General features: G+C 35.0%; 20 protein-coding genes and 1 riboswitch. Of the genes, 2 read left to right on the top strand and 18 right to left on the bottom strand.

The window, feature by feature from the left end:
• Positions 1 to 264: 264 nt before the first annotated feature.
• The 3 genes from ACODR7_RS05935 to ACODR7_RS05925 form a co-directional block, all read right to left on the bottom strand.
• Entirely contained in the window at positions 265 to 2,046 is a 1,782-nt protein-coding gene (locus ACODR7_RS05935; RefSeq protein WP_488837999.1) for a GEVED domain-containing protein, read from the bottom strand.
• 57 nt (positions 2,047 to 2,103) lie between these two features.
• On the bottom strand, positions 2,104 to 2,718 hold the full coding sequence (locus ACODR7_RS05930) for a class I SAM-dependent methyltransferase (protein ID WP_488837997.1): 615 nt from the start codon (positions 2,716 to 2,718) through the stop codon (positions 2,104 to 2,106).
• A 205-nt stretch (positions 2,719 to 2,923) separates the two neighbouring features.
• Positions 2,924 to 3,598, bottom strand: a complete 675-nt coding sequence (locus tag ACODR7_RS05925) for a DUF4919 domain-containing protein (protein WP_488837996.1) — start codon at positions 3,596 to 3,598, stop codon at positions 2,924 to 2,926.
• A gap of 218 nt (positions 3,599 to 3,816) precedes the next feature.
• Between ACODR7_RS05925 and ACODR7_RS05920 the strand changes: the two genes are divergently transcribed.
• Positions 3,817 to 4,032, top strand: a complete 216-nt coding sequence (locus tag ACODR7_RS05920) for a hypothetical protein (RefSeq protein WP_076595024.1) — start codon at positions 3,817 to 3,819, stop codon at positions 4,030 to 4,032.
• A gap of 57 nt (positions 4,033 to 4,089) precedes the next feature.
• Here the strand turns inward: ACODR7_RS05920 and ACODR7_RS05915 are convergent, their stop codons facing one another.
• Together ACODR7_RS05915 and ACODR7_RS05910 are read right to left on the bottom strand one after the other, a co-directional pair.
• Positions 4,090 to 5,382: an MFS transporter gene (locus ACODR7_RS05915; RefSeq protein WP_488837995.1), complete on the bottom strand. Its 1,293-nt coding sequence runs from the start codon at positions 5,380 to 5,382 to the stop codon at positions 4,090 to 4,092.
• 108 nt (positions 5,383 to 5,490) lie between these two features.
• The gene (locus ACODR7_RS05910; RefSeq protein ID WP_488837993.1) at positions 5,491 to 6,243 is read right to left on the bottom strand and encodes a DUF3575 domain-containing protein; all 753 of its coding nucleotides are present in this window, start codon (positions 6,241 to 6,243) and stop codon (positions 5,491 to 5,493) included.
• Positions 6,244 to 6,409: 166 nt separating this feature from the next.
• Here ACODR7_RS05910 and ACODR7_RS05905 point away from each other — a divergent pair, with 166 nt between their 5' ends.
• Complete coding sequence (locus ACODR7_RS05905) at positions 6,410 to 8,494, top strand: outer membrane beta-barrel protein (protein ID WP_488837991.1); 2,085 nt, start codon at positions 6,410 to 6,412, stop codon at positions 8,492 to 8,494.
• A 62-nt stretch (positions 8,495 to 8,556) separates the two neighbouring features.
• On the opposite strand, the gene ACODR7_RS05900 is transcribed toward ACODR7_RS05905, so the two are convergent.
• The 13 genes from ACODR7_RS05900 to ACODR7_RS05840 form a co-directional block, all read right to left on the bottom strand.
• The gene (locus tag ACODR7_RS05900; protein WP_488837989.1) at positions 8,557 to 9,555 is read right to left on the bottom strand and encodes a T9SS type A sorting domain-containing protein; all 999 of its coding nucleotides are present in this window, start codon (positions 9,553 to 9,555) and stop codon (positions 8,557 to 8,559) included.
• A gap of 136 nt (positions 9,556 to 9,691) precedes the next feature.
• A complete protein-coding gene (ribB, locus tag ACODR7_RS05895; protein WP_488837987.1) occupies positions 9,692 to 10,339 on the bottom strand; it encodes a 3,4-dihydroxy-2-butanone-4-phosphate synthase in 648 nt (215 codons plus the stop codon).
• A gap of 92 nt (positions 10,340 to 10,431) precedes the next feature.
• Positions 10,432 to 10,557, bottom strand: a riboswitch (FMN riboswitch).
• A gap of 117 nt (positions 10,558 to 10,674) precedes the next feature.
• Positions 10,675 to 11,124, bottom strand: a complete 450-nt coding sequence (locus ACODR7_RS05890; protein ID WP_488837985.1) for a DUF1801 domain-containing protein — start codon at positions 11,122 to 11,124, stop codon at positions 10,675 to 10,677.
• A 29-nt stretch (positions 11,125 to 11,153) separates the two neighbouring features.
• Positions 11,154 to 11,933 carry an alpha/beta fold hydrolase gene (locus ACODR7_RS05885; protein ID WP_488837983.1) on the bottom strand — a complete coding sequence of 260 codons (780 nt, stop codon included), beginning with the start codon at positions 11,931 to 11,933 and terminating at the stop codon, positions 11,154 to 11,156.
• A 399-nt stretch (positions 11,934 to 12,332) separates the two neighbouring features.
• Complete coding sequence (locus ACODR7_RS05880) at positions 12,333 to 12,836, bottom strand: DinB family protein (protein WP_488837981.1); 504 nt, start codon at positions 12,834 to 12,836, stop codon at positions 12,333 to 12,335.
• A gap of 32 nt (positions 12,837 to 12,868) precedes the next feature.
• Complete coding sequence (locus tag ACODR7_RS05875; protein WP_488837979.1) at positions 12,869 to 13,252, bottom strand: 5-carboxymethyl-2-hydroxymuconate Delta-isomerase; 384 nt, start codon at positions 13,250 to 13,252, stop codon at positions 12,869 to 12,871.
• Between the two features lie 416 nt (positions 13,253 to 13,668).
• On the bottom strand, positions 13,669 to 14,106 hold the full coding sequence (locus ACODR7_RS05870) for a hypothetical protein (protein ID WP_488837977.1): 438 nt from the start codon (positions 14,104 to 14,106) through the stop codon (positions 13,669 to 13,671).
• The gene (locus ACODR7_RS05865; protein WP_488837975.1) at positions 14,090 to 14,896 is read right to left on the bottom strand and encodes a hypothetical protein; all 807 of its coding nucleotides are present in this window, start codon (positions 14,894 to 14,896) and stop codon (positions 14,090 to 14,092) included. The genes ACODR7_RS05870 and ACODR7_RS05865 overlap by 17 nt, the downstream gene beginning before the upstream one ends.
• A gap of 3 nt (positions 14,897 to 14,899) precedes the next feature.
• A complete protein-coding gene (locus ACODR7_RS05860; protein ID WP_488837973.1) occupies positions 14,900 to 15,403 on the bottom strand; it encodes a hypothetical protein in 504 nt (167 codons plus the stop codon).
• Entirely contained in the window at positions 15,387 to 15,932 is a 546-nt protein-coding gene (locus tag ACODR7_RS05855) for a hypothetical protein (protein WP_488837971.1), read from the bottom strand. The genes ACODR7_RS05860 and ACODR7_RS05855 overlap by 17 nt, the downstream gene beginning before the upstream one ends.
• Position 15,933: 1 nt before the next feature.
• A complete protein-coding gene (locus ACODR7_RS05850; protein ID WP_488837969.1) occupies positions 15,934 to 16,293 on the bottom strand; it encodes a hypothetical protein in 360 nt (119 codons plus the stop codon).
• Between the two features lie 92 nt (positions 16,294 to 16,385).
• Positions 16,386 to 17,042, bottom strand: a complete 657-nt coding sequence (locus ACODR7_RS05845; protein WP_488837967.1) for a hypothetical protein — start codon at positions 17,040 to 17,042, stop codon at positions 16,386 to 16,388.
• A gap of 31 nt (positions 17,043 to 17,073) precedes the next feature.
• Positions 17,074 to 17,715, bottom strand: coding sequence for a hypothetical protein (locus ACODR7_RS05840; protein WP_488837965.1), 642 nt, complete (start codon positions 17,713 to 17,715; stop codon positions 17,074 to 17,076).
• Between the last annotated feature and the right edge of the window lie 58 nt (positions 17,716 to 17,773).

Below are 17,773 nucleotides of genomic sequence, written 5' to 3'. Positions count from 1 at the left end.
AGCCAGTAATGACTCTCTTTTTTATGAAGAAGTTTAACCATTGCATTGATTACTTTAACCACAAAAGGCACTTAAGTTTTTTAGAACTAAGCTTTATGTATAATAAGTACACCTAAGTTTTGTAAAAATCTTTTATTTTCATCTTATGTGAGCTTTTCTGTACCATTATTTTGAACTTACTTAAGTGGAGTAAAGTATTTTAAAATGAAAGCTTTTGTGACTTTTGTGGTTTTGTAAAGTGTAGACTGCTTTTATGAATAAATTTTAAAATTTTAATTTCTTGGTAATCACTTTTCCGTCTTCCAGTACTGCTGTTGCCGTGATGATGATATTTTTCTGATCAACCAGATATTTGAAGTCTGAAGATTTTACATCTGTTTTTCTCAACAGTAATTTTCCTGAAGCATCATAAATATGCACCGATGAAATTTTCACATTACTTCTCACTGATACAGCATTTTCATCTTTGAAAATAACAGATGAATTTTTTAATCCAGTGTTTTCTACAGTTAATAAGCTTTGTGTTTCAATAATCACTGAATAATCTTCCACCTGTCCGTATTTTGGAGTATAGCATGCTGTTACTGCTGTTCCGTTGAATTCACCGATTACTCTCATTCTTAGTGGAGTATTGGTGACAGCATTTGCAGGAGGAGTTACTTGGGCGGTTGCAAATGAACCGGTGGTTACACCACTTTGGTTAAGTACAAGTTCTGTAGATTCATTGAACTGACCGTCATTATTATAATCAATATAAGCTTTGATGATGTGAGAATTACTTGTTCCCGGTGCTACGGTAAGGGTTGTTGCTGTATTTTGAGGAATGGTAGTTTTAGATATTCCGGAGCAGTAAGTTCCTGTAAAGTTTTCATAAAAATTATTGGCAGCCTGTTTATAATTACTTGAATAATTACTGATACTTCCGAATTTTACAGAAGTAATTCCTATATTATATCCACCAGGGTTAGTGATGGTAGCAGGAGTACAGGCATTCGTTAATGTTGCACTGTTATTAATAGTAGTTGTAGATGCAACCGGAGAATTGATCAGTGACTGTCTGTACTGTAAAAGCTGAGCAGTAGCTCTGTTGGTCTGTCCTTGTGTAAATAAATTTCTGAAGCAGTAGGTATAGGCCATCACATTTCTTTCACCACCATTATATAACTGGTTGGTGCAAGGATTGGTCTGTCCGGTTTGACATGTGTGAGGAACTGATGAATGATAAAGACTTTTCATAGGTTCTGTATCACAAACAAGATCTCCATCTAATGTACAGTCATTGTTTATAGGGCAGTCTCCTGTAGTTTCATTATATCCCTGATGTGTATGTCTAAGACCCAAAGCATGGCCGAATTCGTGAGCTAACGTTTGAGCATTGACAGCAGAAGCGCTTGTTGCCATAAAAGCATAATCATTACTTCCTCCAGGATAATAGGCGAAACCATTCAGTCCTCCGGAATTGGAAGTCAGTTTTTTTACTACATAAATATTGTAATATTTTGAAGTGTCCCATATTCCCATAGCGGTAATCTCAGAAGCGGTTACTGCATTGGTTGTGTTGTCATTATTAACACCTCCGCTTACATATTTAGGCAGAGAAGCTGCATTGATTCTATTGATCCCGTTGGTCGTATTACAGTTGGGATCTTTAGTGGCAAAAACAAATTTTACAGGCAGTATTGCACTTGTTCCTGACATTCCGCTGGTATTACTTCCCGCGAAAACACCATTGGTATAATTCACCCATGCAATGATGTCTGCATCAGATTTGTTATTCGTTGTTCCTAAGGCGCTTCCGTCTCCTACTACATGCACGACAATAGGAATTTCGTACACCTGATTGTTGAGTTTGGAAGCGAGCTTTCCACTTTTGATCATTTTTGATAGCTTCAGGTTGAAAGCATCGTCCTGCGCTTTCTCTTCCGGATACCTTTCATAATGTTTTTTCATTAGTTCATCGGTTCCGCATTCCTGGAATTCCAAACTTTGTGAATAAAAATTAGAGCAGAATGCTCCTGAAATAAGCAGAAATAATAATTTTTTCATAGTATTTTTCATTTAAGAGTTATGGATCTAAAATAAATAAAAAATACTTATAGGCAATTACAATTTTTTCAAACTGCAGAAAACAAAATTCTGAACGGTATCAAAGGGAGTGATATGATCTTCGGTAATACACTTTAGTTTCCGGAAACTTTTTTCAAATTTTTCTGATAATGATTCCTCGTCATACTGTTGAATATCCAATCCACTGCATTTCGTTGGACCGTTTTTCGAAAAAGTTCCGACGATTATAAAATTGTTCACATTTTTTTCTGCAATATCAATATATTGGGAAACCTGTTCCGGGGTTGTGAGAAAATGAAAAGCAGCCCTGTCATGCCAGATATCATACGTTTCTGTAGGCTCGAAAGCCGTAATATCAGTGACAATCCATTTTACTTTACCTGCAGAATCACCCAGTCTTTGCCGTGCCTTTTCCAGAGCTTTGGCAGAAATATCAAGTACGGTAATATTTTCATAACCATCCTCAAGAAGAAAATCAACAAGGTTACTGTCTCCGCCACCAATATCAATGATGCTGGCTTCTTTTCCCAATCCGGAAGATCTTATAAAATCAAGTGATGTCTGAGGCTTTTTCTGAGTCCAGCTTACCTGATCCGGATTTTTGTTTTCATATACATTTTCCCAATGATTTTTGTTGTCTGAAGATATCATGATTCTTTTATTTGATTATTGATCTCTTCAAATTTATTAATTAATTCGTCAAGTTTACCCCTGCTGTTTCTTTATGGTTAGTGGTTTCAGATAAAACCAATTGAAGCGAGTCCAGACCAACGTTACAGCATAAGTGAGAATACCTGATCCAAAGGTCATTCTTCAAGTGTATTCATACATATAAAAACAAATTCCCGGAAAATGATTAATCTAATATTCTTCCGTAGAATCTGCTGATGTCAAAATAAAATCCTTCAACTTTGTATTTGTCCTTTTCGAACTCCTGATAGTCACATTTTCCTTTCAGACTTTGTGATTTTGTTTCCATTTGAAATCTGTTTAAAAGGGCATATTCATCTGTAACGGAAATAACATGAAAACCTGTTTCACATGTAAGTCCGTCACCGGAGGTAAGAATAGCATTTAATAATCCGTGGAAATTTCCCGCAATTTTTTCAGCAGTGGCATCGTCTTTATTTAAATGATAGAGATAAGCAAGATAATTCATGGCACGAAGATCCAGAGGGTTTTCGTCTAACGCATCCATAAACAGCTGGATTCCCTTCGAAAGATCTTTTTGTGAAATACCCTCTCCACGGTAATACTTGGCAACTTCTTCACTCTTTTTCCCGATTTTATAAGGCTGATATGCTTTTTGAAAGGTATATCCGAAATAAAGATGACGATATTGATTCCAGGTAAGGAGCGTATCGTTCTGTTTTAATCTTTTTAAAAGTTTCGGATAATAGAATTCTGAATTTTTATCTTCAATATTTTTTTGAATGACAGCATAATCCGGTGCTTTAAATTCCATTTTCTGACCATGAAGGAAAGTAAGCAGCGTGAAAAAGAATAAAGAGAAAAATGCTTTAATATTCATGGTTTGTATAAGGTTGTGACAATTTTCTGAAAGGTTAAAAATACGAAATATACATCAATTGAATAATATCGGTTAGCTATTTATAAAAAAAACAATAAAATATTACCAGAGTGTTACTTCGTGTTGATAAATTTACTAACTTTATTCGGAATTTGAGATGTTACCCCTGACATTTGAAGGGGTAAAAGGAATTTTTAACTAAAAAACTAAAAATATTAATGAGCAGTAGTATCCAAGATGAATTTAAAGTCTTCAAAGACGAATTAAGAAAGTTGAATATCGAAGTACAGAAAGTGGTAAAAGTAGGAAACGGTAGTATGGATTTCCACGAGGTTTTCTACAAATCACCGAGGTATGAAGAGATAAAAAGCATATACGTCCAGCGTCATAATCTGGATAGTATGATTGAAAAATTTAAACAGGCCTATCATTAAAAATAGAAAGAGCGCCGCAGATTTTCTGCGGCGCTCGCTTTTTATAATTTTCTGATACTAATCTTTATCCAGTGCTGACGTTTTTTTGGTGTCTTTCATTCCGATATAAACAACCAGTGAAAAAAGAATACATCCGGTAATGTACCAATAAAAATATTCTTCAGAACCCATCTTTTTAAACCAGAGGGCGATATATTCTGCTGTTCCACCAAATACCGCAACTGTTATTGCATACGGCAAACCAACGCCAAGTGCCCTGATTTCAGAAGGAAAAAGTTCTGCCTTTACTACTGCATTGATGGATGTGTAGCCGCTTACAATAATTAAAGCTGCTATAATCAGGAAAAATGCACCCCAGATTGAAGTGGTTGTACTCAGTGCTGTAAGAAGCGGAACGGTACACAAAGTTCCCAAAATACCAAAGCCTAAAAGAAGTGGTCTTCTTCCGATCCTGTCAGATAAACCTCCAAATACAGGCTGAAGGCATGCAAATATAAAGAGTGAAATAAAAGAGACTAATGTAGATTCTTCCTTTGTAAGGTGTACGGTATTCACCAGGAACTTCTGCATATAAGTTGTATAGGTATAAAATGCCAGTGTTCCTCCTAATGTCAGCCCTACAACGGTAAGTAATGCTCTTGGGTGTTTCATCAGTTCTTTCACTGTTCCTTTTTTCTTTTCGCTGACTTCTTTTTTATTCTCAAAAGCTTCGGTTTCATGAAGGTTGGCGCGAAGATATAATGCAATAATAGAAAGCATTGCTCCAATCACAAACGGAATTCTCCATCCCCATTCCTCAAGCTGAGCCTCAGTGAGTAATAGTTTTTGTAAAATAAGCTGAATACCTAAAGCAATAAGCTGACCACCAATTAAAGTGACATATTGAAAACTTGAATAAAATCCCCTTCTGTCCTGCGTGGCCATTTCGCTGAGGTAAGTTGCAGAAACCCCATATTCACCGCCAACACTTAATCCCTGAAGTAACCTTGCCAGTAAAAGTAATAAAGGAGCGAGAATACCTATGGACTGATAAGTAGGTGTAAGGGCAATCAGCAGAGATCCAAAAGACATCAGCAGAACGGAAAGCGTCATTGCTTTTTTTCTTCCGATTTTATCTGCAATACTTCCGAACATCCATCCGCCGATAGGGCGCATTAAAAAACCGACAGCAAATATTCCTGCGGTATTCATCAGTTGGGCATTCAGGTCAGAATCCGGGAAAAATGAATGGGAGAAATAAATGGCAAAGGCTGCATACGCATACCAGTCATACCATTCAACAAGATTTCCGATAGATCCGCCAATGATGGCTTTGATTCTTTGGCCTGTAGTGATTGAGTTTGAGTCCATAGAAGTATTTCCAGAAAGTTTTTAATAATGGCATCCAAGATACAAATTTCAGAAAAAAATAAACCGTTCCTAAAAAGAGCGGCTTAATCTCGTATAAGAATGATCTTTTTAAAACCTATATCCAATGGAAAGTCCGCTTCTGAAACCCGCCCACGGCCCGTCTACTTTTATTCTGGCACCATTGGCATTGGTTTCTACGGTATACTTAACAAATGGAATATCCAGATTTTCAATTTCTTTTTTAAGCTCAGCCTGCATATCAGGTGTCAGTACATAATCTGAGGTCATGGTAAAATCACCTTTTCCGCTTCCATAATGAGCCCCTGCGATCCAGAAATCAAGGACAAGATTCTGGCTTCTGGTCAGAAAGAACTGTACGCCTACCATTAATCCACCGCTGTTTCCTTTGGTGTCTCCCTGGCCTCTTAGTGGAATTTGATAGGTATTCCCGTCAGGACCATTGTAGTCATAATAAAAATTAAAAGTATTTGAGGTAACACTTGAATAACGGTAATACGGTGCAAAATAGAACCCTTTCCCATAGCCTTTTCCAATATAAAACCTGGGTTCTATGGTGAAATTGGTAGCTTTTACTCTCAGATTCTGGAATCTTTCTTCATCTTTATCTTTCAGAAAAGCATTGATAAAAGGTACTTTCCCTTCAGTCATAGTCCCGAAACCAATATTCACAGAAAGCCATTGGTTAATGGCTCTTTCATAAGACAGATTGATATTTCTGAATGCATAAGCCGTAACATTGGTCTTGATGATATTCATCTTCTCTGTCGGGCTGTTCTGAATTTCCTGAGCTCCCAGAACAGAAAACAGGAAGCACGGAATTAATAGGAATGCTTTTTTCATGACTCAATATTTTGTGATGTAAAAAAAGTATCAGCAAAAAACGGGCTGGATTTAACATAATAATTTGAATTTAAAGAAAAATAGGTCAATTCTTTACTTGTTTGCTGTTATAAATGTAATATTTACCGTTAATTGATTGTCCTGATAGTATAATTCATCTTCAGACATGAAAAAAACTATATATACCATTTTCTTTCTTTGCAGTGCTTTTATATTTTCACAGGAGAAGAAGAATGATACAATGGATGCAGCAGCCACTAAAGAGATTCAGGAAGTTATTTTGAAATCACAGCGTAAAAAGCAATTTGCAGACAAAGCTGTTTATACTTTTGATAAAGAAGCACTGGAAAAGACCCGATATGCAAAAGATCTGCTTCGTACCCTTCCGGAATTGCAGCTGAATCCGGTAGAAAACACCATTACGAGTACTAAAGGAGGAACCATACTATTTCTTATCAACGGGATTGAAGCTACAGATATGCAGATCCGTAGTGTTGCGCCCAACGAGGTTTTGAAAGTAGAGTACTATGATATTCCTCCTGCAAGATGGGCAACAAGAGCAGATACAGTGGTGAATATTCTGACAAAATCTACAGAAACAGGGTATATGTTCGGGGCAGATGTTTCTGCGGCTTTGAATACAGGATTTGTGAATGGTTCTGCTTATGCGAATTATACAAAAGGAAAAAATAATTTCGGACTTGAGTATTCCCTCAACCTCAGAGATTATAATGACAGAAGAGTCAACAGTATCTATGATTATCAGCTGAACGGGAAGCATTACCGCTCTGATGAAAACCGCAAAGATCATTTTGGATATACTTTCCAGAATATTGCTTTGCGTTATACGAGATTTGTTCCTGACGATTATGCTTTTCAGACAAAGCTGAATATGGATATTTTCAGCAGATTTTCGAAAGGAGTAGGACAAAGTGTCTTTACTGAAGATAATCTGAAGGAAGAACATAATATGTTCAAAAATAATGGTTCGGATTATGTGATTCCTAAGCTGGATCTTTATTTTTCTAAAAAAATTGGTGAAAAAGATGAGTTGAGTATTAATATAGTAGGTTCTCATTACACTACCAATACTACAGAAACAGCCAAAGAATGGATTGTAGGTTCAGGATTGTCTGTGTATGATAATGATATGGTATTGAAAGCAAAGCAAACGAGTTGGGTTGGTGAGCTGGCGCATATACATGATTTCAAGGCAGGAAAACTTTCATCCGGATACCGTATTTCAAGGTCTTCTATATCCAATGATTTGAATAATCTTGCCGGATATTCCCAATACCGTGTCAACTATCTGGAACAGTATTTTTATAGTGAATTTGCCGGAAAAGTGGACCAATTTAGTTATCGTATCGGAGCCGGGCTTACCAATATTCACAATAAAAGTGCAGAAAATACTTTTGATGAATGGACTTTTACTCCAAAGGTTATTTTAGCTTATCAGATTAAAGGAAATCACAACCTTCGTTTTACGGCAAGTTATAATCCGGTAAGCCCATGGAGTAATGCTTTGAGTAGTAATGTGGTACAATTGGTACCTAATATTGTTCAGAGGGGGAATCCTTTTTTAAAATCCCAACAGGTCTTTTCTAATAACCTTATCTATTCTTTTAATAATAAGTATTTTGATTTTAATGCAGGTTTATTTTACCGATATACCAACAGGGTGATCAATCAGTACTATGTTCAGGATGAAGTATTGAATGGATATGCCCTGACTTATGAAAATGGGAAAAATGCTCAGAGATATGGGGTTCAGTTAACAGGTTCTTATAAACCTTTCGGGAATAGCCTTTTGGTTATAAAAGCTGTGATTACACCCACTTCCGAAACTGTGAAAACAAGTAAAGGTGTTTTGATAAAGAATGATTATTTGGGAAATTATTTTTCGCTTTCTTCAGAATATAAATCTTTCTCTGTTCAGTACCAGTTCAATATTCCGGTGTATAGCCTTAGTGGAGCATTCCTGAATACGAATGAAAACCAAAATAATATTTTTGTGGGCTATAAACACAAAAGCTGGACGTTTTCCACAGGTATGTATTGGATAGGAATGCCTTCAGAGTATAAAACAAAAAGTTTATCGGAAAGCCTGGTAGATTATAAAGTTCATACACAGATTATGAACAATAAATCCATGTTTGTATTAGGGCTGAGTTATGATTTCTCGAAAGGGAAAAAAACAGAAATTCAGCGAAAGCTTAATAACGAAACAGCTCCTGCAGCTACCTTTTAGATGCTAATTTGAATGTTAATAAGAAATCCCCGCTCATTTGTAGGAGCGGGGATTTTGTTTTATTATTTCTTGATGAATTTCGTATTCTTTGTATCTGCAGCATTTTTTCCACTGACCTGAATGAAATAGGATGCTGGAGGAAGATCTGAGATCTGTATATTTCCGGATTTTACATCTGAAGTTTTAACCAGTTTACCATCCAGACTGTAAATATTTGCTTTGGAATAATGATCTGTATCTCCTTTGAAACCGATAAAATCCTGTGCAGGATTAGGATAAACCACTAGGTTTTCTTTTTTGGCTGCATTGTTTACGGCCAGGAATGTCTCACTTAATGCAAATGTAGTTTTTACATTCTGGTTGATACTCAACACTGGAATGCTGATATTTCCGCTTGTAGAACTAAGCAGGGCATACCTGTGAGAAGCATCGTAATAAGAATATGCTGTATTGGTTATTGCTCCGATAGGGTTGGAATAAGTAACGTCCAGAGATGAATACAGATTTAAATTCTGTGTGAATTTTACTCTGAGAACATTACTGTATGTTTGATTGCCTATAATTAAAGTTCCATATGCATCAGCAATGGCAGTCATTGTACCACTGAACAATCCGCTGGCAGAAGATGAGGAGAAAGTTCCTTTGGCGGTGTCGTTTTGTGCTGGTCCGTAAGTTGTTGGATAATTAATGTGAGTACCGTTATCCACATTAAAGTTTAAAGTTGCCTGTGTATTTACAATTCCTGTAATTTCCAGTTTAGTGGATGAACTTTTGTAATAAACGGTTGTTGAGCCGTCTACCATTTTGAGATTAGAACCCGGGAAAGTTGCTATTTCAGTAGAAGAAGGAGTTGAATAGGTTGTTTGTGATGCGGCCCCCATCGTAAGTCCTGCGTTTGAGAATGTAGCGTTGGCTCCTGTTGCAGAATTGTTTACGGTGCCGGTTGTATTGTTGTAATTAACAATATTTCCGGAAATAGGATCATTGGCTGCTTTTGTAAGCGTAATCTGCGCTGAAAACATGGCAGATGCTCCTAGTAAAAGGAGTAAAGATTTTCTCATAGTCAAAATTTTTTGTTAAATGTAAATAAAAAATGGTATTCAATTATCAAATTAATTGGTTTTTAGTTGGATTTTTAATAAAAACGCCTGTTGATCGGTTCAACAGGCGGTCTGTGCGTTAAAAAAATAGTTAGATCTAGTTGCTCATTACCAATTTACGGTAAGCATAAATATCTTCGATGGTCACCACACTCATCCCTTTTTTGAGAGCGAAGTCTGTAATTTCCGGAAGTCTTGCCATAGAACCGTCTTCATTAGTCAGTTCGCAAAGTACAGCATCGTCACCCAGGTTGGCCATTTTTACAAGGTCTACACTTCCTTCAGTATGTCCACGTCTTTCAAATACGCCACCTTTTCTGGCAATCAGTGGGAAAACATGCCCGGGGCTTGCAATATGCTCTGCCTGTGCGCCTGATGCTATCGCTGTTTTGATTGTGGTTACACGATCTTTTGCTGAAACCCCTGATTCCACACCTTCTTTGGCTTCAATGGAAATGGTAAAGGCAGTTTGATTTTTTGAATTGTTGTTTTCCACCATAGGGCGAAGGTTGAGGTGGCGGCTTTTCTCTTCAGAAATGCATAAGCAGACGATCCCGCTGCATTCGCGGATTAGAAGTGCCATGTCCTGTTCTGTAATCGTGGAAGCGGGAAAGATGATGTCACCTTCGTTTTCACGGTTTTCATCATCTACTAAAAGAATACCTTTTCCCTTTTGTAATGTTTGAAGTGCTTTTTCTACACGTTCTCTGGAGCTAGCTCCGAATTGTTCTAATAATTTTTCCATGTTATTTTACTTTTAAAAGTTAAAATACTCTTCGGTACATGGAAATGAAATACAACGCAACAAGAATCCATAAGGAATCTTATTGGTCATCTCATTTTCTTCTCCCATCCAGACTTTAACTGTCGGTTCCGGAATTTCACCAGATCAGTCCTTTCAGAAGAAAGGAGTCGCGGACTGTAACCGCCGGTAGGGAATTGCACCCTGCCCCGAAGAAAACTTATACTAAGTTTTGCTGTATGTTGTAATTTAAATTTTTATTTCATTGAATAGTATTTAACGCACAGACCGCTAATTTCGGGAAGTTTTTTGAATTGGAGAAGAAATTTTATGACTAATCAGCTTACATTATTTTCTTTACAGGCACATTCATGATTTTCATTTAAATAAGCAATGGTTGCCCTACATATTTTTTCTAAGGTGTCAATATTGATGTCAGAAAGCTTCTTGATGTAAATGCAGGATTTTCCCATTTTAAATTTTCCAAAGTCATCCAATAACCGCTTGCTTTCTTCGGTAGGCGAATAAACATACAGTGAAAACTCTGCTTTACGTGGTGAAAAGCCGATGAGCGGCATATCACCTTCATGTCCGCTTGTATATTTATAATGATAACTTCCAAATCCGATAATGGTTGGTCCCCACATTTTAGGCTCAAATCCCGACCATTCGCTCATCAATTGTATTAATTGAAAGCTATCCGATTTTTTTTCATTTTTTTCTACAAATGAGTTAATGAAATCAGTTACGTTTACTTCTGTTTCGGTAGTTTTATTTGCTTTAGCCATGGTTTTCCATTTTTTAGTTATCATATAATTCAAATGAGTCTTTTCAGAACATTATCTAAAATAACATTGAATTCATCCGGTTTTTCCAGCATAGGATAATGTCCGACTCCTTCGATAATAACATAATCACAGTTTTTCAAATATTTACGGTTTGCTTCCAGATCAGTAGGAGAAGCATCAGAATTGATGGCAATAACTGGTATTTGAACTTGTTTCGCAATGGTATTGAAATCCGTTTTATATAGAGGTCTGAGAAGGTTGATGGCTAGTTCAGGCTTATTCTGAAGAAATTCGTACTGCAGTCTTTCTTTTACGTCAGCAGGAGTCTGCTCAACAAACAGGTATTGCGGCAAAAAGTTTTCCACCGCATATTTAAAATCCTTCATATACTGTGTGAATAAAATTTCTTCAGCCTGTTGTTCTGTAAAAGCTTCTTCCAGATTTTTCAGGGTATCAATCAGAATCAGAGCTTTTACCTTTGGTATTTTCAAAGAAGCTTCAAGTACATAGGCGCCGGACATAGAATGTCCTATAAGAATGATTGCATCTGATTTCACAGTATCGGCAACTGCTTTAATGTCATCAGCATATCCGGCGCTCGTCCATTCCTTTCTTGAGGAATCGGATTTTCCGTGCCCTGCGAGATCCATTTGTACAATGTGATACTGACTGTTTAAATATTTTTGCTGAGCGTCCCACCATTCAGTATTCCCAAGCCATCCATGAATGAAGATTAGGGTTGTTTTTCCGCTTCCGGATTCTTTGTAACAGATTTTCTGACCGTCTGATGATACTGTGTGTTTTTCCATTTAAAATTGTGAGTATTGGTTATTATAAATCAAATTTACAAATCGCAGTGATCATATAAGAATTGTTACCGCAGATAAATGGAGACTCACCCTAAAAATGCGGATAAGTTATCCACAAAACTTATCAACATGATCTTGTATTGTGGAAATTTTTCGAAAATTTACATTTATTGTAAATTAAAGAAATACAGGTGATTATGGTATTATTTTTAATGAATTAAAAAGTTATCCATAGTTTATCCACAGGAGTAAGTTGAATGGTGAAAAGTTATCCACAGATATTTTGAAATGTGGATAACGGTTTGTTTTTAATTTAAATTGTTTTAAATCAGTAATTTAATAATGTTTAAGTTGATGATGTGAAATTCTTTATCAGACTTATCCACAAATTGATTGGTTTTATTGCTGATCTTTGTAAATATTCCAGAAATTAAAATCGGTCATGGGTGCATCCGTGATTCCGATATTTCTTCCCATTGTTACAATTTGTCCTCTGTGATATGTTCCGTGAAGAATAGCATGCTGGATATATTCGTATTTTGAAAAATTGCACTGAAACCATTGGGATTCTATCTTTACATTTTTTGCAAGATCTTCTTCAGATAAGCTTTCCACATAATCCACCAGTTTTTGAGAATTGTTTTTTATCGCATTAAAAATATCTTCTTTACTACTGGTTTCTGTCGTTTGGGTAAAATCAAAATCATTATTCTCTGAAATATGGCTCCACCAGTATTCCTGGGTCTGCCAGATATGATGCAGGGTTTTTAAGATAGTCGGGAAACTGGAGATTGTCTCCTGATTCAGCTGTTCGTCAGACTTTGTGGATAACCAGTCAATGTATTTATTGACTACCCAGTTGTTGTACTGTACGCTTTTGTTGACTAATGTTTTTAGGCTCATAGTATTAATATTTTGTAGGTTTTAAGAAGGTGCTATAATCCGAAATGCCGGTCTTTATTAATGTTTTCAGGATTGATGAGTGCTTTGTTGCTGTAGGTTGCTGCTTCGAAATCACTAATGTTTACAGAAAGAAAAGAAATATCAGGCAGCAATTCTGAAAGCCGGATACTGATTTGTTTTGACAGATGGGCTTTTTGTTCTGTATTTCGTCCCTGCATGATGTACCCGAATACATGCAGAAAATTTTTTTTGCCTTCCCCTAATCTGTAATACTTATAAGGCTGGATTCTTATTTTGATATCATTGGGAGCAAACAAACCAGTAGCGTCAGCCGCTTCGTAAACGGCATCCATCAATTCATCGGGAATTCTCTGCTGAAGAATATCCTGTGAACAATCTATAATAAAATGAGGCATAGATTATATTTTGTGGTTTGATTTTGTGTGAGATAAAAGTAATAAAAAATATCAATGGATGTTAAAATAAAAACCATTGTTACTGAATATGAAGCTCAGATTGCCTTTATTCAGTTTATAATTTTTCAGAAAATATATATTGGAGTTTAGAATCTGCCTGTTACGGAATATTTTTTTTGCTCACTGTTGGAAGTTGAATTTCCGAGTGATTCATTCGATAAACTTATTATTTTTTTCATAAGTGGAGAATAACTTTTCCAGTTTTTTTCAGTGAAGGAAGAGAATGTGCTGCAAGCAATAAAACGATACAGGTTAAAATATGTTTTATTTCATTTTTTTTTATAAGACAATTTTTGGGTGTTATAATGCTATCTGGAATGTGAAAACTATTTATTAATGTTTAGATGAAGAGGATTCTATTTAATTTGAATTAATGTTGTAACACCATAAATCATAATCATGGATGCTTTTCCTGTCTCAATAAAATATTTTATAACTTTTTCATGCTCCACTATGATTTTTCCAAAAGTGAGTTTCTCATTTCCGTGTCCTTTAAAGTTTCCGTACAACTCATTTTTTGCATGCATAATAAGACCGGATTCTAAGATACCGTTTTCGGATGTGATGAGTTTTTGTGTGCTCAGAATACTATAATTATTGGAGTCAATGATGGTTGAACAAATTAGAAGTTCTTCATCATTAAGTTCAATAGGTATGTCAGGATATGTATTGAAAAATGATTGGTTGTCTTCATACAGCTTTGTCCATTCAAAGGCATCGTAAGGCTTAATAGCAGTTCTTTTTATCTTTGAAACACAGATACGGTGCTTGGATTGATCAGTCTTTTTTATCATAGTTTTTATCATCAATTATAGGATCAAAAGGTATCTTATCTTCTTTAGTAAGTTTGTTTTTTAATTTTTCAGCGTAAGTGTGAGCAAATTTTTCTTTTTCACTTTTGGGAATCAGGAAATAAAGATCCGTTCTTTTGTCCTTTGCATCATAATCTATATCTTCTTCATTATCCTTATATCCTGGCCTTTCAACAACTTCCAAATAATGAACATAATGTCCAAATTCATGTGGCAGAGTTCTATAAAGCTGAGTATTTCTAATATTTTGAGGTTGGAATTCTGCTATGAAATTTCTTTTTGTTTCCGTAAAAGTATGACCATCTGTCTTTAACCGTTCAAACTCCTGTTGATTTTCTATCGTCTGCTTTTTGGGCCATGATAATGGTTTTTCCAAATCAATAGCATCCAGAATGATGGCAGGAAAGTATTCATTTTCGAAGTCGTAACTATAAATTAATCTTCCCCAAACCGGTGAAAGTATTTCTTCCTTCCGCTTAGGCTGCCTTAAAATGATATACTTTAATTCTCCATAATCTTTTGCAGGTATGTTCTCAATGATTTTTTGAATATCATTGATGGAACAAGAATGAATTGAATTTTTACGGGTACTTTCAACTATAAATACAAATTCATGATTGTTGATAAGTCGTATTTCTTTTTGGTAATCAGTAAGCTTTTCATAAAAAGACTTGAGATCACCATAAGGAGAGGAAATTGTCAATTTATTATTTTGACCATGTCCTTGATTTTTAGTTCCAATATTTCTATTTCTTCGGGTTGGATTATACATTTTTTAATACCACATTTTTTTTATCTCATCTGTTATTTCATAAGCTTTGGTGTCGGTAATCCAATCTACAACTCTTATTTCGTTGCCATTTTGTATAAAAACAACAGAATAGGTTGAGCCACTCAGAGAAAAGTGATAGCGAACCCCGAATTTATATTTTTCTATCTGAAAATCTTTTATCTGAATCTGATCAATTTCTTTTTTTACATAAGTTTTTGGGCTTGCAAATAACTTGTTTTTATATCGTACTGTTATTTGTTCTGGTTCAATAATAAGTATTGTTTTTCCAAAGGTATTCCATAACCAGATATACAAGAATAGTATAAAAAATGCTGCAAAGGGAGCTGTAAATGAAATATAATGTAAAATAAAAAAGAAACCTTCCTCCTGAAGGCTTGTAAGAGGAATAATAATCAGGATAATAAAAGTAAGTAGGAGCAATCCTAAGCCCAATATAATGGTTACAAGCCAGTTGGTTTTATTTTTTATTTTAATGGTGATGGGCATAATTATCAATCTTTAAGCAAGTCTTTTTTTCATATAGCTTCGTTTTCTCAAGTCCTAAATTATTAATACTAACCGATAGCGAATCCAGTTCCCAGGTAGGAAGATTCGAGGAAAGTTGATCTGTTAATTTTACTATTCCTGAGGTTACCTTATGATCAAATTCATAACATTTTTCATTGGTGATTATTTCCAGTCCGGATTGTTTTTTATCAAATGGAGAAGGAATCGTAAATGAGTACACAGAGATTATTTCATTCCATTTTATAAATTCTGTTCCGCTGTTTTGCCTGAAATAAAATCCATCTTTTGTGTATTGAAAGATACCATCAAATGTATGCAGGCTATCCATTTCCTTTTCAAATGTATCATAACCTTTTTCTTCAGGAGAATAGAGTTTAGCAATGGAAAATACAAGAACAACAAAACAAAGAAAAATAATAGCAAATGTTATTTTTTTGTCATCATAAACAGGGTAGTTGTAAAGTGTAAGAACTAATACCAGGGATGTAGCTGCAATGACTTTTTTCATGTTATATTTTTTCAAAATACTTCCCTTTGAACTGATAACGGATTTTCTTTTCTGTAATTTTAGAATTATCAATATACAGCCCTTTTGGAGAGTTATCTGGCTCAAACATACCTCCGTTCATAGCGAATACTAATTTTTCTTGTTTAGCTTGAACATCATTCTTCAGATGATCAAGACTTTTAAGAATTTCCCCTTTATTATTTTTCCAATACAACCGTATATTTTGTTTCTCAGGATTCACCTGATAGGTAACAAAACGGTTGTTCTCCTTTATTTTTTCTGTGCAGCATATACAAGAGAAAAGCAGGATGGAAAGAAGAAAATGACAGATTATTTTCGGTGTAAAGCTTTGATTTTTCATCTCAATAGAGAAATAATTTCTTTGTTCATGATATCGTTTTCAGAACAAATATATTGCTTTCTTCTTATTCATTAAGACAGGTCTGAGGTATTTTAACGTTTGGATTTCTTGCGTAAGATGATTAAAGCCGTGAGAAGCATAACAATCACAAAAGTGGAAATATAAATGATTGTTTTGTACCTGTTATTCTGTTGATTGAGCGTTGATATTTCTTTTTTTTGTTCTTTAATTTCTCTGTCGGATTGATTGGAGTCGTCCACAATCAAATCTGTAAGTTCAGCATGATTGGATGTATCGGAATTTTCAGATAATTTTTTATACTGAGAACTTAGAGATGCCAGTTCTTGTAATTCTGCAGAAGAAAGTTCGTCTAATCTTTTTTGTAAGAAACAATGATCGGAGAGGAGAAATCCGGTATCTTTTTCCTCATAGGCGAAAATCAGATATTTTCCCTTCCGGGTAAAAAGAACATTACATGAATGAAGTGGAGATCCAAAAAGAGTTGCTGTCTGCTGATAGAATTCTCCATAGTCATTTGATTTGTAGACTTTATTTATTTTGATTTTGCTTAGAATGTTTTGGACAGTTTTAAACCCTGAAGGCACTTCTGAGATATCATATACTTCACCAATGAATACAAAGTCAGCATTTTCAAACGAAGATTTTAAAGTGGGTTCGCCATTACATTTGCAGGCTAAAACTTTTAGGGAAAATAATAAAAGAGAGAGTAAAAAAACTTTGAATTTCATGGGAATTATAAACATGTACGGATACTTAATATTATCGATAAGGCAGATTGATTTCTTCAATTTTTGTTCTCAAATCTCCAATGGTAAAGGTTTCTGAATTACATTGGAATTCAGGAATATCGTGTTTGGATAGGAAATCATTTAAATCATCACAATTTTGCAGAATATTAAATTCTTTATTGTCTAAATCTAAAACAATTCCTTTGGTTTTCCCATTGATAGAGTAGGTAAGAGGACTTAATGCTCCCAAAAAAGCCTTGGACCATAAGCCTTTCATGTTTTCTTCAAAATAAATGAATCTTCCATAGTTTAAAACTTTGCAAAATCTTGAATATTGGTCAGGATCATATCCATTGTCTTTCTTGTTGGTATATTTCCGATAAGTCTGAAAATACATTTCTCCTTTATGCGAAACAGCTAATGGGATTTTTACTCTTTTATTTTTTTGTTTGAAATAAAAGAATGCTTTTTCCGGCATATCAAGAGAATCACACTTTTCACAGGCTTTGAAATAGACCTCTTCGGTTGAAGAAGGCTTTTTATTTAAAACATCTTCTAAAGTCATATAAATACCTTCCGGAAAATCTCCTTTTTTGATGGATGGATATTCTTTTTCTTGTGCAGTTACTATGCTTGAAATAAAAAGAAAGGCAAATAAAATATACAGTTTCATGGGTTTTGTTTTTTCTCAGCGGCTAAATTACAAATAAGTAGATAGCGAAAATAGAATA

The sequence above is a fragment of the Chryseobacterium sp. FG46 genome (genome assembly GCF_057809135.1).
The sequence above is the reverse complement of the archived record's forward strand: the minus strand, read 5'-3'. Positions and strand labels throughout refer to the sequence as shown.

What these genes read in the sequence shown, in the direction of transcription:
- ACODR7_RS05870 (WP_488837977.1), bottom strand. Translation starts at nt 14,106, where the DNA reads ATGATAAAAAAGACTGATCAATCCAAGCACCGTATCTGTGTTTCAAAG.
- ACODR7_RS05885 (WP_488837983.1), bottom strand. Translation starts at nt 11,933, where the DNA reads ATGGAAAAACACACAGTATCATCAGACGGTCAGAAAATCTGTTACAAA.
- ACODR7_RS05925 (WP_488837996.1), bottom strand. Translation starts at nt 3,598, where the DNA reads ATGAATATTAAAGCATTTTTCTCTTTATTCTTTTTCACGCTGCTTACT.
- ACODR7_RS05930 (WP_488837997.1), bottom strand. Translation starts at nt 2,718, where the DNA reads ATGATATCTTCAGACAACAAAAATCATTGGGAAAATGTATATGAAAAC.
- ACODR7_RS05900 (WP_488837989.1), bottom strand. Translation starts at nt 9,555, where the DNA reads ATGAGAAAATCTTTACTCCTTTTACTAGGAGCATCTGCCATGTTTTCA.
- ACODR7_RS05905 (WP_488837991.1), top strand. Translation starts at nt 6,410, where the DNA reads ATGAAAAAAACTATATATACCATTTTCTTTCTTTGCAGTGCTTTTATA.
- ACODR7_RS05845 (WP_488837967.1), bottom strand. Translation starts at nt 17,042, where the DNA reads ATGAAATTCAAAGTTTTTTTACTCTCTCTTTTATTATTTTCCCTAAAA.
- ACODR7_RS05890 (WP_488837985.1), bottom strand. Translation starts at nt 11,124, where the DNA reads ATGGCTAAAGCAAATAAAACTACCGAAACAGAAGTAAACGTAACTGAT.
- ACODR7_RS05875 (WP_488837979.1), bottom strand. Translation starts at nt 13,252, where the DNA reads ATGCCTCATTTTATTATAGATTGTTCACAGGATATTCTTCAGCAGAGA.
- ACODR7_RS05850 (WP_488837969.1), bottom strand. Translation starts at nt 16,293, where the DNA reads ATGAAAAATCAAAGCTTTACACCGAAAATAATCTGTCATTTTCTTCTT.
- ACODR7_RS05880 (WP_488837981.1), bottom strand. Translation starts at nt 12,836, where the DNA reads ATGAGCCTAAAAACATTAGTCAACAAAAGCGTACAGTACAACAACTGG.
- ACODR7_RS05840 (WP_488837965.1), bottom strand. Translation starts at nt 17,715, where the DNA reads ATGAAACTGTATATTTTATTTGCCTTTCTTTTTATTTCAAGCATAGTA.
- ACODR7_RS05915 (WP_488837995.1), bottom strand. Translation starts at nt 5,382, where the DNA reads ATGGACTCAAACTCAATCACTACAGGCCAAAGAATCAAAGCCATCATT.
- ribB (WP_488837987.1), bottom strand. Translation starts at nt 10,339, where the DNA reads ATGGAAAAATTATTAGAACAATTCGGAGCTAGCTCCAGAGAACGTGTA.
- ACODR7_RS05910 (WP_488837993.1), bottom strand. Translation starts at nt 6,243, where the DNA reads ATGAAAAAAGCATTCCTATTAATTCCGTGCTTCCTGTTTTCTGTTCTG.
- ACODR7_RS05920 (WP_076595024.1), top strand. Translation starts at nt 3,817, where the DNA reads ATGAGCAGTAGTATCCAAGATGAATTTAAAGTCTTCAAAGACGAATTA.
- ACODR7_RS05860 (WP_488837973.1), bottom strand. Translation starts at nt 15,403, where the DNA reads ATGCCCATCACCATTAAAATAAAAAATAAAACCAACTGGCTTGTAACC.
- ACODR7_RS05855 (WP_488837971.1), bottom strand. Translation starts at nt 15,932, where the DNA reads ATGAAAAAAGTCATTGCAGCTACATCCCTGGTATTAGTTCTTACACTT.
- ACODR7_RS05865 (WP_488837975.1), bottom strand. Translation starts at nt 14,896, where the DNA reads ATGTATAATCCAACCCGAAGAAATAGAAATATTGGAACTAAAAATCAA.
- ACODR7_RS05935 (WP_488837999.1), bottom strand. Translation starts at nt 2,046, where the DNA reads ATGAAAAAATTATTATTTCTGCTTATTTCAGGAGCATTCTGCTCTAAT.